This window comes from Halobacillus sp. AWH4_228, from assembly GCF_056158365.1.
Genome location: NZ_JBSWTE010000001.1, coordinates 674,260 through 689,117, shown reverse-complemented (window position 1 = coordinate 689,117; position 14,858 = coordinate 674,260). Strand labels below are relative to the sequence as shown.

Below are 14,858 nucleotides of genomic sequence, written 5' to 3'. Positions count from 1 at the left end.
CTTCATGCAAACCCGTTATCAGCCAGCATCTTTTTGGAGATGGCTGTTTGCGGGTGCTCTTGATTCTGCCCACTCAGGAAGTGAGCGACATATTTTCCAATCATGTCACATTCGATATTAACTTTGTCTCCCGGACCTTTCCTGCCGAGAACGGTATGTTCCATCGTGTGCGGAATCAAAGAAATGGTGACACGATCCTCTTCTACTCCGAATACAGTCAGGGATGTACCATCAACAGCTATCGAGCCTTTATAGACAAAATAAGGAACCAAGTCGGACGGAAGCTGTATGTCGTAATAGACGGCGTTGGACTCCGGCCTTTTTGATACAATGCTGCCCGTACCGTCAATATGACCCGATACAAGGTGACCGCCGAACCGCCCATCTGCCGCCATCGCGCGTTCAAGATTGACATCGCTGCCCTGCTTTAATTCATGGATGTTGGTGGCGCGGTATGTTTCCGGCATCACATCAAAGGATGCGGTATCCTTCGTATAATCTGTCACGGTCAGACAGACACCGTTAATGGAAATACTGTCCCCAAGCTTGATATCTTCCAGAATTTTGGATGCAGCAATCTTTATCTCCAAAGCTTCCGTTTTACTTTTAACGGACTGCAGTGTTCCTATTTCTTCTACAATTCCTGTAAACATTAGGATTCCCCTTTTCTTATCGAAACAATTTTAATATCTTCTCCAAGCTGTTCGGTCGATACAAACTCAAAAGATGTCACCTGTTTCAACTGTTGGATGCCGCGGCCGGCAACCGGGGTCAGTGCTTCTTTTCCACCGATCAATTTGGGAGCAATATACGTAATCGTCTCATTCACCTTTCCTGATCTGACAAAAGCGTCGGCAATGGTGGCCCCTCCTTCAACAAGGAGAGAGGTGACCTTGTGCTTTCCTAAATAGCGCAGGACTTCTCCAGGATCGATGGTGCGGCCAAGCGGAATGACGTGGACATGGGCATGCTCTTCAAGAATCAGACGCTTTTCATCCGGTATATCCGCTGACGTGAAAATCCACGTTGGAGATTCATTATTTTGTATCAGATTCGAAGCAGTCGGAATACGAAGATGCGTATCGAGGACAAGACGGATCGGATGCTTTCCGCCACCCGGAATTCTTGTCGTCAATGTCGGATTATCCATCATGACCGTATTGATCCCGACTAGAATCGCGTCCGATTGATGACGATAGCGGTGTCCGTCCTGCCGCGCCTCTTCTCCTGTGATCCATTGACTCTCTCCACTGGCGGTGGCAATCTTCCCGTCAAGGCTCATCGCTGTCTTTAAACGGACATAAGGTTCACCTGTTTGAATGTAATGAAAGAAGGCACGATTCAGTTCATCTGCCTCGTCTTTCAAAACACCCGTCCGGACCTCCACGCCCTGCCGCTTCATCATTTCAATGCCCCGGCCGGAAACTTTAGGGTTCGGATCCGATGAAGCCGTAACGGCCCGGCGGATGCCTGCCTTCACGACAGCTTCAGCACACGGAGGTGTCCGTCCATGATGGCTGCACGGTTCAAGAGTGACATAGATGTCCGCGCCTTCCGCTTTTTCTCCTGCCATCCGTAGTGCGTGCACTTCCGCATGAGGTTCACCAGCCTTCACATGCACGCCTATACCGACGACTTGATTATCTTTGACCACAATGGCGGCTACTGAAGGGTTGGGACTCGTCTGGCCGACCGTTTCCCTGGCCATCTGTACAGCCATTGCCATGTACTGCTCATCACGCTCCATCTTCATCACCTGCTCTTTTTCCATAAAAATAACCCTGAAGAAGACATACTTCTCCAGGGTCTTAAACGTCATTTTTTTGCGTACAGCAAACAAAGGGTACACGTGTTGCATGAACGGTACCGATACGTTTCCACAACCTTCTCCCATCCAGACTTTAACTGTCGGCTTTGGAATTTCACCAAATCAGGGAGAACCGTGCTTAACACTGATTCTCCGTCGCGGGCTGAGAGCATAAGCTCATTACCGCCGGCTGGGACTTTCACCCGACCCCGAAGGTTTCCATATTCAGTTGAATTACTTTAAATATATATGAAATCCCCATCTGCCGCAATCCTTAAGGTTTAAACAGCACCCATTAAGGCTATGTACTCATAAAACTGACCGCCCTTATGATGGGCACACGGATAACTGTCCACCGGATTCACGCCGCTTTGTTGTGAAATCAACAGGATTCATGACAGCCTTTCAACATCCTCAACAGAAGATGCACCACCTGATTTTAACAATCCAATGATGTGTAAGCCTGCTCTTTTCACGAACCTCCTATTGTAAAGCAGAAGAAAATCAGCTAGTATAGATTTATCAGGAAAACGTTTGCATAATAAGATATATTTTTAGATTTTCATGGTTATGGTTATTGAATAAACAAGCTGTTTATTCAATCATTCTCACTGAGAAAACGTTTGCATATCACGAATGATTTTATTAGGAAAGAGGGGCTGTATATGGAACGGGTATGGTGGAAAGAAGCGGTAGGATATCAAGTTTACCCTAGAAGTTTTCAGGATTCAAATGGAGATGGGATCGGCGATCTGCAGGGAATGATCAGCCGTCTGGACTATTTGAAGGATATGGGCATTGATTTCATTTGGATCTGCCCAATGTACAAATCCCCGAAGGATGATAACGGTTATGACATTTCCGATTATCAGGACATCCTGGATGAATTCGGAACGATGGAGGATTTCGACGAGCTGCTTAAGGAAGTGCATAAACGTGACATGAAGTTGATCATCGACCTCGTCCTCAACCATACAAGTGATGAACATCCATGGTTTTTGGAATCCCGGAAATCCAAGGACAATCCCAAGAGGGACTGGTATATCTGGCGCGATGGCAGAGGCGGCCGCGAACCGAACAACTGGGAGAGTATCTTTGAAGGATCGGCATGGGAATATGACGAGGAAACAAGGCAGTATTACCTTCATGTGTTCTCCAGAAAGCAGCCGGACTTGAACTGGGAGAACGAAGACGTCCGCGAAGCTCTATACAGCATGGTCAACTGGTGGCTGGATAAAGGAATCGACGGTTTCCGCATAGATGCCATCAGCCATATCAAAAAGCGGCCGGGCTTTCCAGATATGCCGAACCCTGAAAAAGAAACGTATGTGTCCTCTTTTGATATGCATATGAACCAAAAAGGGATCCACACCCACCTTCAGGAATTCAAAGACCGCACATACGATAATTATGACGTGATGACGGTCGGAGAAGCGAACGGGGTAAGTGCCGATGAAGCGGATCAATGGGTCGGCGACAACGGAAAAATGGATATGATCTTCCAATTCGAGCACCTGGACCTTTGGGATCAGGATGCTGAACAGCAGCTTGACATTAAGGGTTTGAAAAAAGTACTGACCCGATGGCAGAAAGCTCTTGAAGGGGATGGATGGAACGCTTTGTTTGTAGAAAACCATGACAAGGCCCGTGTCGTTTCGACGTGGGGGGATGATCAAGTCTACTGGCGCGAAAGTGCGACGGCGATTGCAACGATGTATTTCTTTATGCAGGGGACGCCTTACATTTATCAAGGTCAGGAAATCGGCATGACGAATATGACCTTCCCTTCCATTGAAGATTATGATGATGTGGCTGCGAAAAATTTATATCAGAACAAAAAAGCAAAAGGCATGGCTCATAAGGACATTATGAACATTCTCTGGAACACATCCAGGGACAACAGCCGTACGCCGATGCAGTGGAGCCGTGAAGCACAAGCTGGTTTTACAACCGGAAACCCGTGGATGAAAATCAACCCGAACTATACGTCCATCAATGTGGCTGATCAAGAACAGGACCCCCATTCCATCTTGAACTACTACAAAGAAATGATTGCCATGAAAAAGGAGCAGGATGTGTTTACGTATGGCATCTATAATCTTCTTCTTCCGGAAGATGAGCAGATTTATGCTTATACGAGGACGCTGGACAGTAAAAAAGCCATCGTCATCGTCAATCTGACCGATCAAGCAGCTGACTTTCAGTCGGAGGAGCCACTCAGCTCCAGTCAGCTGATGTTGTCCAATTCGATTGTAAACCATCATAAGAACGTATCCAGCTTCTCGTTGAAGCCTTATGAAGCGCGCGTTTATCTTATGGAGACGTAAACGAAGAAAGCTTGTAAAACCATGGTTGGTTTATAGTGGTTCTCACTTCCTGCCAAGGCGGAGTCCTTTAAAAACGAAAAGCGGCCTGTATGCCATGCCATACAGGCCGCTTTTTTCTTCCCTTTCTGTCAGGAAGCAATAGTTACATCTGAGTCCAGCTCCAACGCTACGTTTCCTGCAATTGCTCGTGAGATCATGCAGGACTTTTCCGCCTTTTCAACAAGACGCTGAAGTTTTTCCAACTCCTTCTCTTCTGCCTCACTTTTCAACACGACACGGGGACGGTGAATGATTTTCTTATAGGTGAAGACTCCGTCGGTCACATCGACCTGACCTTCCGAGGTCATATTCATTTCCTGAAGCGGCAGATCCGCTCTTTCGATCATAGCGGCCAGCGTAATGATGTAACAGGTCGCCGCCGCCCCCAGAAGCATTTCATCCGGGTTTGTTCCTACATCCGGTCCATCCATTTCTTTAGGGATGGAGATTTCTGTTTTCAATTTATCTGATTCGATCCGGCCGACTTCGTTGCGGCCGCCCGGCCAGTCTGCCTTTAAATGAAAATGATGTAATGCCAAAGCAGAACAACCTCCTTTTTATTTTTTCATAGCAATGAATGGATGCGTACCTCCATTGGTCTTCTGCATAAACCGGTGGGTTTCTTTAAATCCAGCTCTTCGGTATACTTCGACCGCCCGCTGATTGAACTCAGCAACACTCAATGTAAAAAAACGGGCCCCATAGTGGCGCTCTGCAAAACTCAAACCAGCTTCCATAAAGGAATCTCCCTTCCCCTTTCCCGTTAGATCCGGGCGGAGTCCAAGACCTACATCCACCGTTTCTTCAACAGTCGGATGAAAGGTGAAGAAACCGATCAGCGCGCCTTCCCTATAGGCGCTGTACGTATGCGGACTTCTCCGATGGGGATCGATAAACTCACGATAATCTTCTTCATCGGCGGTCATATCGTAAAAATCATACGGCGGAGGATAATGCCACGCCGCCATTTCCTCGGCTTCCTGCTGGGTCATCCGGGAAAAAGTGATGGACATTATGACTCCCGCGCATCCCAGTCTTTCTTGAAGCGGTCCATTTTTATATGCAGCTGCTCCACCATTTGATGGACACGCTGAAAATCTTCCCGATCGAGTTCTTCTGGATCCATGCTCTCAACAACCTGATGCAGCATATCAATCCGGTTTTTCACATAACGGAATTGATCGGACGTATTCTCTACAGCTTTTCCCACCGTACATTCCCCCTTTTCTCTATTGTATCGTTTCTTTTATTTTCAATAAACCAAACGGCACTTTCACGCGCCATGAACGGGTGCGGAATGTGCCGTGCTTCAGCTGAGTGATACAAGAAAACCCGTACTACGTGCGATCATAGTACGGGTTTTCTCCTCAATGCCGGGCTCTGCCCTTTAAAATCAGGCTTGCTTTTCTTCCTTTTTACCGGAAAGGAACCAGCCCAGCACTGCAATTAAAACAAGGACAGAATAGAATATAATTTTCCACACTGTCGAATGAGCAAAGTGTTCATCAAGAATTTGAATATTCGGGTGGGCTAGCGTGGATACGACAAGCTTGATACCGACCCATCCCACAATGACAAAGGCGGCGATTTCAAGACCCGGACGGGATTGAAGCAGATTGACGAACACATTGGCCGCAAAACGCATGATGATAATTCCGATCATCCCCCCTGCCAGGATGACACCGAACTGTCCTCCATCCAGACTTCCGACGTTGGGAAGATCCGTTTCTGGAAGAGCAACAGCAAGAGCTACAGCAGCTAAGATGGAGTCGACAGCAAAGGCGAGGTCGGCAAGTTCGACTTTCAACACAGTCATCCAGAAGCCTTTCCCCCGCTCGGAGCCGGTATCTTCCTCTTCCTCCTCTTCCTCTCCGCCGGACCTCCATTTATCAATGAGGTGCTTGATCGAGATGAATAAGAGGTAGGCGGCACCAAGGGCCTGCACCTGCCAGACATCGACAAGGAAAGATATAATGAATAAAGAACCAAATCGTAAAATGAACGCACCAAGCAGTCCATAAAACAGGGCTTTCTTACGCTTTTCTTCCGGCAGGTGCTTTACCATAATGGCCAGAACAAGAGCGTTGTCTGCGGCTAGAATACCTTCCAGACCGACAAGTACAATCAAAACCCAGCCATACTCAATCAACAATTGAACATCCACAGTTTCACTCTCCTCATTTATACAAGCTGCCATTAAAAAATGGCCCCGACCAAAGTGGTCCGGGCCATTACATAGACCTTTACCACTGTGGGTAAAGGTCTCGCTAACAACGTACGTTGCCAATAAAGCCGGGGATGACTCCCGAAATGACGACTTTATTGTACCAGCTACTCCCCTTTAGGAATGCTATATCTTTCTTAATCATAGCATGAAGCCTTTTTTTGTCAATCATTCCCGCCCACATTATGGAATCACTTTAGTATGGGGACGGGACGGAATCCTTATACGTGGTTCATCAATCGTTTGATCCATTCGGGATAACACGCGTCCATCAGGCTTTCTCTTCAAATAAACGGGTGGTTTCGACGATGACCTCAGCCGCTTTTTCCATACTCTCCAGAGATATGTACTCATACTTTCCGTGGAAGTTTTCTCCCCCGGTGAAAATATTCGGCGTAGGAAGTCCCATGTAGGAAAGCTGTGACCCATCCGTTCCTCCGCGGATCGGTTGAATGATGGGCTTCACACCTTTGTTCTGCATCGCTTCTTCAACGATATCAACAATATGACGGACCGGTTTGATTTTGTCCCCCATGTTGTAGTACTGATCCTCCATTTCTACAGCCACCCGCTTTTCTCCAAGGCGTTCATTCATGTCAGCAGCCAGACCATGTAACCGCTGCTTTTTCTCCTCAAATTTTTCTTTATCGTGATCCCTCACAATATAGGAAAGCTCAGCCCGATCCACATTCCCTTGCAGGCCAAGGAGATGGTAAAAACCTTCATACCCTTCTGTATGTTCAGGCGCTTCTTCGGCTGGAAGCTGATTTTGGAATTCCAGAGCAAGCTTTACCGCGTTGACAAGTTTATTTTTTGCCGTCCCCGGATGCACACTGTTTCCGTTAAAGATGAGCTTGGCGCCTGCTGCATTAAAACTTTCATACTGAAGTTCACCGAGCGGACCTCCATCAACGGTGTAGGCGTAGGAAGCACCAAAACGGTCGACGTCAAATTTGTGGGGGCCTCTGCCGATTTCTTCATCCGGTGTAAACGCCACACGGATTTTTCCGTGCTTGATTTCGGGATGTTGAATAAGATGATTCAGAGCCGTCATAATTTCAGCAATACCTGCTTTATTATCGGCCCCGAGCAGGGTCGTTCCATCCGTTGTGATCAACGTCTGCCCTTTATAGGCGGTAAGTTCAGGGAAATCTTCCGGGCGAAGCTCCACCTCTTCATTCAAAGGCAGCACCCCTCCGTCATAGTTTTCAACAATTTGAGGGTTTACATGTTCGCCGGTAAAATCGGTGGCTGTATCCAGATGAGCGAGAAAGCCGATTACCGGCACCTCTTTTTCCGTATTTGCAGGAAGGGATGCCATCACATAAGCATGGTCATCCACACTGACTTCACTCATCCCGATAGCTTCAAGTTCTTCGACAAGCTTATGAGCAAGCTCCCACTGCCCTTCCGTTGAAGGGGTACGGCCGGTAGTTTCATCGGATTGAGTATTCATTTTTGCATAGGAAACTAAACGTTCCAACAATTCTTTTTTCATCATTGATGCTCCTTTCATGTCTCTTTCGGGTAAACTTTCATACAGGAAAAGTAAATCTATTGCTTCCCCCCCGAAATTTGGTATCCTTATTATAACGAATATGCACGAACGTCTGAAAGCTGGAGCATCCAGCTTTTCTTCATTCTACATAAAAAGGTGTGTCTTATCTGTGGTCCAAAAAAAATGGTTTCAAGCCATCGTTACTGCCATCCTGCTTGCTCTGTTGATTTTACTGCTGCATCAAATTCAGTTTTTCTTCGATCCGATCATGACCTACGTCGGAGCCATCGCCTTTCCTTTAATCGGTGGTGGGATTCTGTTTTATTTATCCCGTCCCTTACTAAAACTTCTGGAACACTACAAAGTGCCGAGAATTCTCGGAATTGTCATCATCTTCCTATTGTTCATTGTTCTCGGTTACATCATCACCCAGTTCATTGCTCCAATCGCCCAGGAGCAGTTCACCCGGCTCGTAGATAACATTCCGGATATGGCTGAAATGATTGGCGAAGGCGTAACATACTGGCAGCAGAATCAGGACATTATACCAAGTCAGTTCAATGCGACCATCGATAATGTGGCCAACAATCTGGAAACATATCTTCAGGATGCCTCCACGGTGGTCATCAACGTCGTCAGCCAGTTGATCAGTTTTGTGTTCGCTCTTGTCCTGATCCCGTTTTTCCTTTTCTTCATGCTGAAGGATGGTGACAAACTGATCCCGTTCATCAGGCAGTTCTTAGGAAAAAGAGCGGGAAAAAGCTTTGCTAAACTGGCTCACGATATCGATCATACGCTTCATTCCTTCATTCTCGGTCAGCTGACGGTCAGTATCGTTGTCGGTCTGCTGCTGCTTGTCGGGTATTTAATCATCGATCTTCCATACGCTCTGACCTTGTCTTTATTTGCCATGGTGATGAATGTTATCCCATTCGTCGGCCCCTTCCTGGCCGTGGTACCAGCCATCCTTGTCGGATTGTTCGAAGACCCCATCCTGGCTGTGTGGGTGGCCGTCATTACCATTATCGCTCAGCAGCTGGAAGGGAATTTTGTTTCGCCAAACGTCATGGGTAAAGCATTGAGCATCCATCCGCTTACCATCATTACCTTGATTCTCGCAGCTGGAAGCCTTGCCGGCTTCCTCGGATTATTGTTTGCTATTCCCACCTATGCGGTTATCAAGACAATTGTCCGTCACTTCTATCAGGAGTGGCTTGAACGGAGAACAGCTGATCACAGCTGATTATACAAACGCTCTGACCCGCTATTGTTTACAATAGGGGGTCTCCTTTTTTCATTCCATATCACCGAAGCGAGGGATTTTTTATGCATAAACCAAGATTATGGACCCGGCCTTTTATCTTTCTCATTCTTGCCAACTTATTTACGTTTATGAGCTTCCAGATGCTGCTTCCCAACCTGCCTCCGTATATCGAGTCGATTGGCGGCAGCACCCTTGAAGTCGGATTGATTACCACCACCTTCGCTTTTGCAGCGATCGTGATTCGTCCGTTTATTGGTCACCTCCTGATGACCCGGGCACGGAAACTGCTCATCCTCATCGGTGCCGGGGCCCTGCTCCTCCTGACGATGATGTATCCTGTGACACAGGTGGTCTTCTTCCTGCTGGTCATCCGCTTCATCCACGGCCTTGCGTGGGGATGGTCGACGACGGTCAACGGAACCGCCGCTGTTGACATCGTCCCAAGACGCCGTGTAGGGGAGGGGATGGGCTATTTCGGTTTATCCGTTACCGTCGGAATGATTATGGCTCCAAGTCTCGGTATCTACTTGTATCAGAACTATTCATTCTCTCTACTCATATGGATTTCCGCAGCACTCGGAATCATTGCGCTTCTTTTATTTTCTGTCACCCGCTTCACCACGCCTGAGCAGGTGTATGAAAACCAAAAAAATCCGCCTCGCTTCTCCTTCAAAGATGCATTAATCGAAAAGAGAAGCTGGTACCCGGCTCTCGTCACGATTCTCAACACGTTTGGTTACGGAGCGGTTGTTACCTACATTGTCATCTTCGGTAATGAACAAGGACTGGACGGAACGTTTCTTTTTTATTTCTTTAATGCCGTCCTTGCTACTGTGTCACGTCCCATAACAGGACGGTACTTTGATAAGCGGGGACCATGGAACTTAATAATCGTCTGTTCCGTCATATCTTTCATTGCCATGTGGGTGCTGGCAACAGCGGATTCGAATCTGGACCTTATTATCGCAGGAGCTTTATTCGGAGCCGGCTATGGATCCATGATGCCGGCACTCCAGGCCTGGGTCATCTCCAAGACCTCCATCGAGCGAAGCGGGATTGCCAACGGGATGTACTACTCCTCTATTGACCTCGGCATCGGTGCGAGTGCCCTCATCCTTGGGTTTATCTATCAATTTGTGAACACAGCTGCCCTGTTTAAACTATCCAGTTTTCTCTTTTTAGTCGTCATGGTGCTGACGATCATGGACTTAAAAAGGCAGACCGAACCGTGGCAGTCGCCTCAATAATAAAAGCCCCGCATCTCTGCGGGGCTTTTTCGTTATTCGGCTGCATTGATTTCTTCAATCAGCTTATCAAGAACTTCACCATCTACCGTGGATACTTCGTTGCGGTAGAAGTCGCGGACAGGTTCAGCCTTTTCTTTAAAAGCTTCACGCTGTTCGTCAGACAGCTCTACAATCTCTGTCGGGTTTTCCGTATCGTTCTTAATCGTTTCTAAATATTCTTCGTTCTGCTTCTTCTGTTCTTCAAATACCCAGTCCTGCATCTCCGTTACGGTTTCATCCACCATCGTTTTCATTTCTTCGTCAAGGCCATCATACCAGTCAGTGTTCACAGTAGTCATTGCCACGTAATTGTTATGATTCGACATTGTCATGTAGTCCTGTACTTCGTTGAAAGAAGCATCTCCGATGAAGAAGATCGGGTTCTCCTGTCCTTCCACTGTGCCACGGTCCAGGGCTGTGTAAAGCTCAGACCAGCTCATTGGTGTCGGATCAGCTCCATATGCTTCATAGGACTTCAGGATCAACGGAGACGTCTGTGTACGCATCTTGAAGTTTTCAAAATCCGCAGGTTCGGAAATCTCCTTACTGGATGTCCACTGCATCGCGCCTTCAGACCAGAAAGAAAGCGGCGAAATGCTGTGTTCCTCGTAAAGCTTACGAAGGTCTGTATTCAAAGCTTCGCTGTCGTTCAGGATATTCTGTGTCTTTTCTACACTTTCAGGAAAAAGGAATTGGAGCGCAAAGATTTGTCCTTCTTTCACCATATTCCCTGTGAACCCTGGAGACATGACAGCCATTTCCACGGTACCGCTCTGCAGCTGCTCGACCTGGTTTGTTTCACTACCGAGCCCTCCGAATTCATACACGTCGATATTAACAGCACCGTCGGATTTTTCATTCATACGCTTGGCAAACTCCTGGGCGTATTCATACTGGACCTGTCCTTCCACTTCCTCTGTTACGAACTTCCAATTATACGTCTGTCCGTCTCCCCCGCTGTCACCACTGCTGTCGTCACTGCCTCCACAGGCAGCCAGCACCAAACTGATCAACCCTAGAATAAGAACTGCTAATCCAATCTTTTTTCGAATGAGAATGACCTCCCTTTGTATTTAAACTCTCCTTTTCCTAAAGAAGGAAAAGTGACAGTTCGTCAAAAAATATGAGTAAGCCTGAGATGGCAAACAAAATGAGAATATACGGCGGTGTGCCCTTGATAACCTCCAGGTACGGTTTATTGAAGACCGCACTGGCTGTAAAGATATCTACTCCAAACGGCGGCGTAGCTGATCCCAGAGCCGCCTGGAATGTGATGACGACTCCGAGGTGGACCGGATCTATACCAGCACTCATCGCAGCCGGGTAGAAAATCGGCGTCAGGATAAGAATGACGACGATCGGGTCTACAAACATACAACCGATAAAGAAGAAGATGGTGACCATCAAGAGTACGTAAATGGCACTAGGATCGGTTCCAAGGACAGTTTCCGTAATCATCTGAGGAATCCGTGCAAAGGAAATGACCCATGTAAAAGCCTGCCCGCCGGCGACAAGGACAAAAACGGCTGATGTAACAAGCCCTGTAGACCTGGCGATTTTCGGGAGCTCTTTAATATGTACGGAGCGATAGATGAACACCTCAAGAATAAAGGCATAGAGCACTGAAACCCCCGCTGCTTCCGTAGGACTGAAGAGTCCTGTATAAATACCCCCGATAACGACAATTGGAAATCCGAGTGGCAGAATCGCTTTTCTTGTCATCGTCCACCGTTCGCTCCAGCTCGCTTTTCCTGCCAGCGGAATATCGGCCATTTTAGCGTAGATGATGCTGTAGACCGCAAAGCTGATGAATACGATGATCCCGGGAATGATACCAGCAATGAACAAGTCACCGACAGAGGTGCCGGAAACGAGGCCGTATATGATCATTCCAATACTTGGCGGCACAAGGAGTGCGACGTCACTGGAATTGATAATTAAAGCGATGGCTGATGGATCTTTATAACCGATTTTCAGAAGACGCTCTCTCATCGGCTTACCGATGGCGACTACTGTAGCCTGGGTTGAACCTGATATCGCGCCAAAAAGCGTACAGGCAGCGGCTGTTGTTACAGCGTAGCCTCCCCGGATATGACCGATGAACGATCCGATGAAGTCCAACAGGCGGTTTGATGTCTTCCCTGTAGTCATAATATCGGCAGCGAAAATGAATAAAGGTACAGCTAGTAATACGTAAGGTTCGATTCCTGTAGAGAATTGCTGCATGAGGATCATGGGGTCCAATGTTGGGAAATAGATAAACATGATGACTAATGGAGCTGCCATCAGTGGAATCATCATGGGAAAGTTTAAGAATAAAAGCACCACCATGATAATGAGCATAGTCGCGATCATATCGTTATCCTTTCTTGTATCCGATTTTTATAAATGCGTTCCTTCCAGATCATTTGTATCTTCGTCGTTGTAGTCCTTGACATCGGTTCCCAAGTACACTTCATCCCGGTTCGTAATGTTGATCCACATGTTTCTAAGGAACTGGATGCCTCCCAGCAAAAAACCGATTGGAATGAAGATGTAGAGGTAATAGGCCGGCATTTCCAGTGCTGAAGTCACTCTTCCTGACTCATACACGTCCTGTACATAAAGACTCGAATAATAGGCCAGGACAAACAGCACGGCTGCTGTGCCAAAGGGAATGAGAATAGAAAGGAATTTCCTCACCTTAAAGGGAGCCAGATCATAAAAGGCGGACATGCTGATATGTCTTCCTTTACGTGCGGCATAGCTGATCCCCATAAAGGTTGCTACGACAATGGCAATCTGGCTGACTTCATCAGCAAATGGAGGCGAATAGCTGAAAAGCGCCCGGCTCAGCGCCTTTCCAACGACCATTAAAGCAATAATAATAACCGCGTAGCTTAATATAAACTCTTCAATTTTTAATATGATTTTGTCTACTGCCTTAAAAACCTTCAAGTATGTAATCCTCCTAAATAGATCGAATGTAGTAGTTTTCAGGCCAATTACTAAACATCATACCGGAACCACGAAATTCACTCAAATCAGTATGAACAGAATATTTTGTACTAATTAACCAAATGGAGCTGCCAGATGGAAATGGATGGGTGAGAGTCCATTATGGTGCCGATAGCTCGTTCTAGATAAAGAATCCTTCAGTTTACCGCTTACATTTACAAAATATAACAGATTTATTTTTTAATTTTTATGAAAATGATAAACGATGGAGTCACTGATTTTCTCATAACCGATTTTTTTATAAATGGAGTTTGAGGTGGGATTGGCGAGATCTGTGTATAACGAGCAGAAGGTGTATCCCTGTTGAAGAAGATTCTTCGTTAAGTGCCAGACCGCCTGGGTGGCATAACCCCTTTTTTTAAAGGAGTCCGGTGTGAAAACCGCGTTGATGGTTGCCCCGTTTTTTGTTGTCCTGGCCCGGCCTGCCATCGAAACCGGGATTCCATCCACCAGCCATAGAAATAAGCGCTGATCCCGGATGAGACTCTCTGTAAGCTCCGCGGCCCTTTCAACAACAAGGGGTTCATCTGTTTCTTTTCCGTACTGGATCATCCATTCCACCACCATGGAGTAGTGGGACATGTCTGCGTCCTGGAGCTTACCGCTGCTCTGAGGAATGTCATTCAATTCATCGAGGCGATGGACGCCCTGCTGCACATGGACCCGGGGGATGACAGAAGTCAGCTGCGTCCATTCTTCTACAAATGCGGCAGTGGATTTTTCATCTCCGATGACACCCGGCACTTCGCATTCCTGGTTATATAGATGACGGGCTGCTGCTTTAATGTAAGGAGTGGCATCTCCTCGTACGCTCGGCAGAATCCACAGATGAGGGGGTGTGCGTAAAGCCATGTATTCCGTCTTTTCCCCCTTCGTGATGCGGAGGGTGTAACAGGGGCCCTCTTCCCTGCCAAGCACGAAACGCTCCAGTACACCTAAAGGCAGATTATTTTCAGCTTCTCTTTGCAAGAGGAGTGGTTCCACCTTGGACAAGAACTCTTTAGGACTTTCGTCATTATGAATGATCATCAATTCTTTCCCCTTCCCCTTTAACTCTAAACTATTTTTTGTTAAAATTCTGAATATAAGATCGTTTTTCCATTATACGTTGTCAATAAATGGAGAACAAGATGAAAAGGAGTGATCCTGTGACTGAACAGGAAATTCGTGACCAAATCGCCTTCTTAAAATCAGACTATGTCCGAATCCAAGGCGATCTGGATAAACTGGAAGCCGCCGGTGGAAACATCCAAAATGCTGAACAGCAGCTCGCACGGATGGAAGAAGAATTAAAAGTATTAAATAAGAAGCTTGCAGAAGCATAATAAAAAGGAGAAGCCGGTATCGGCTTCTCCTTGTTTTGTATAGAATCCCAGTGCATCCTCTTGTCTTCAGAAATTCTGACCATTCCGTTTC

General features: G+C 46.9%; 15 protein-coding genes and 1 riboswitch. Of the genes, 4 read left to right on the top strand and 11 right to left on the bottom strand.

The genetic code is table 11. The features are described 5' to 3' along the window. Positions 1-2: 2 nt before the first annotated feature. The gene (gene ribE / locus ACXADP_RS03430) at positions 3-653 is read right to left on the bottom strand and encodes a riboflavin synthase (RefSeq protein ID WP_474969810.1); all 651 of its coding nucleotides are present in this window, start codon (positions 651-653) and stop codon (positions 3-5) included. Beyond that, the gene (ribD, locus tag ACXADP_RS03425; protein ID WP_474970447.1) at positions 653-1,747 is read right to left on the bottom strand and encodes a bifunctional diaminohydroxyphosphoribosylaminopyrimidine deaminase/5-amino-6-(5-phosphoribosylamino)uracil reductase RibD; all 1,095 of its coding nucleotides are present in this window, start codon (positions 1,745-1,747) and stop codon (positions 653-655) included. Before ribD ends, ribE begins: the two co-directional genes overlap by 1 nt. A gap of 131 nt (positions 1,748-1,878) precedes the next feature. Then, positions 1,879-2,028: riboswitch (FMN riboswitch) on the bottom strand. Between the two features lie 444 nt (positions 2,029-2,472). On the opposite strand from ribD, the gene ACXADP_RS03420 reads away from it, so the two are divergent. Beyond that, on the top strand, positions 2,473-4,134 hold the full coding sequence (locus ACXADP_RS03420) for a glycoside hydrolase family 13 protein (protein ID WP_474970829.1): 1,662 nt from the start codon (positions 2,473-2,475) through the stop codon (positions 4,132-4,134). A 128-nt stretch (positions 4,135-4,262) separates the two neighbouring features. On the opposite strand, the gene ACXADP_RS03415 is transcribed toward ACXADP_RS03420, so the two are convergent. The 5 genes from ACXADP_RS03415 to pepT all read right to left on the bottom strand — a co-directional run bounded on the left by ACXADP_RS03415 (position 4,263) and on the right by pepT (position 7,895). Then, a complete protein-coding gene (locus tag ACXADP_RS03415; RefSeq protein WP_474970828.1) occupies positions 4,263-4,712 on the bottom strand; it encodes an OsmC family protein in 450 nt (149 codons plus the stop codon). An 18-nt stretch (positions 4,713-4,730) separates the two neighbouring features. After that, entirely contained in the window at positions 4,731-5,186 is a 456-nt protein-coding gene (locus ACXADP_RS03410) for a GNAT family N-acetyltransferase (RefSeq protein WP_474970827.1), read from the bottom strand. Beyond that, positions 5,186-5,383 (bottom strand): SE1561 family protein, encoded by a 198-nt coding sequence (locus tag ACXADP_RS03405; protein ID WP_027953328.1) that lies wholly within the window; start codon positions 5,381-5,383, stop codon positions 5,186-5,188. Before ACXADP_RS03405 ends, ACXADP_RS03410 begins: the two co-directional genes overlap by 1 nt. 183 nt (positions 5,384-5,566) lie before the next feature. Continuing rightward, positions 5,567-6,337: a TerC family protein gene (locus ACXADP_RS03400; protein WP_474969814.1), complete on the bottom strand. Its 771-nt coding sequence runs from the start codon at positions 6,335-6,337 to the stop codon at positions 5,567-5,569. Positions 6,338-6,668: 331 nt separating this feature from the next. Continuing rightward, positions 6,669-7,895, bottom strand: a complete 1,227-nt coding sequence (gene pepT / locus ACXADP_RS03395) for a peptidase T (RefSeq protein WP_474970448.1) — start codon at positions 7,893-7,895, stop codon at positions 6,669-6,671. Positions 7,896-8,064: 169 nt separating this feature from the next. Between pepT and ACXADP_RS03390 the strand changes: the two genes are divergently transcribed. Continuing rightward, entirely contained in the window at positions 8,065-9,138 is a 1,074-nt protein-coding gene (locus tag ACXADP_RS03390) for an AI-2E family transporter (RefSeq protein ID WP_474969815.1), read from the top strand. An 83-nt stretch (positions 9,139-9,221) separates the two neighbouring features. Next, on the top strand, positions 9,222-10,406 hold the full coding sequence (locus ACXADP_RS03385) for an MFS transporter (RefSeq protein WP_474969816.1): 1,185 nt from the start codon (positions 9,222-9,224) through the stop codon (positions 10,404-10,406). Between the two features lie 32 nt (positions 10,407-10,438). Here ACXADP_RS03385 and ACXADP_RS03380 read toward each other — a convergent pair whose 3' ends face one another. The 4 genes from ACXADP_RS03380 to ACXADP_RS03365 form a co-directional block, all read right to left on the bottom strand. Further along, on the bottom strand, positions 10,439-11,458 hold the full coding sequence (locus ACXADP_RS03380) for a DctP family TRAP transporter solute-binding subunit (protein ID WP_474969817.1): 1,020 nt from the start codon (positions 11,456-11,458) through the stop codon (positions 10,439-10,441). Positions 11,459-11,534: 76 nt separating this feature from the next. Further along, positions 11,535-12,800 (bottom strand): TRAP transporter large permease, encoded by a 1,266-nt coding sequence (locus ACXADP_RS03375; protein ID WP_224869181.1) that lies wholly within the window; start codon positions 12,798-12,800, stop codon positions 11,535-11,537. 27 nt (positions 12,801-12,827) lie between these two features. After that, positions 12,828-13,382, bottom strand: coding sequence for a TRAP transporter small permease (locus tag ACXADP_RS03370; protein WP_027953335.1), 555 nt, complete (start codon positions 13,380-13,382; stop codon positions 12,828-12,830). A 240-nt stretch (positions 13,383-13,622) separates the two neighbouring features. Further along, positions 13,623-14,471, bottom strand: a complete 849-nt coding sequence (locus ACXADP_RS03365) for a GNAT family N-acetyltransferase (protein ID WP_474970826.1) — start codon at positions 14,469-14,471, stop codon at positions 13,623-13,625. A 119-nt stretch (positions 14,472-14,590) separates the two neighbouring features. Here ACXADP_RS03365 and ACXADP_RS03360 point away from each other — a divergent pair, with 119 nt between their 5' ends. Next, positions 14,591-14,767, top strand: a complete 177-nt coding sequence (locus ACXADP_RS03360; protein WP_281658913.1) for an SE1832 family protein — start codon at positions 14,591-14,593, stop codon at positions 14,765-14,767. Positions 14,768-14,858 lie beyond the last annotated feature (91 nt).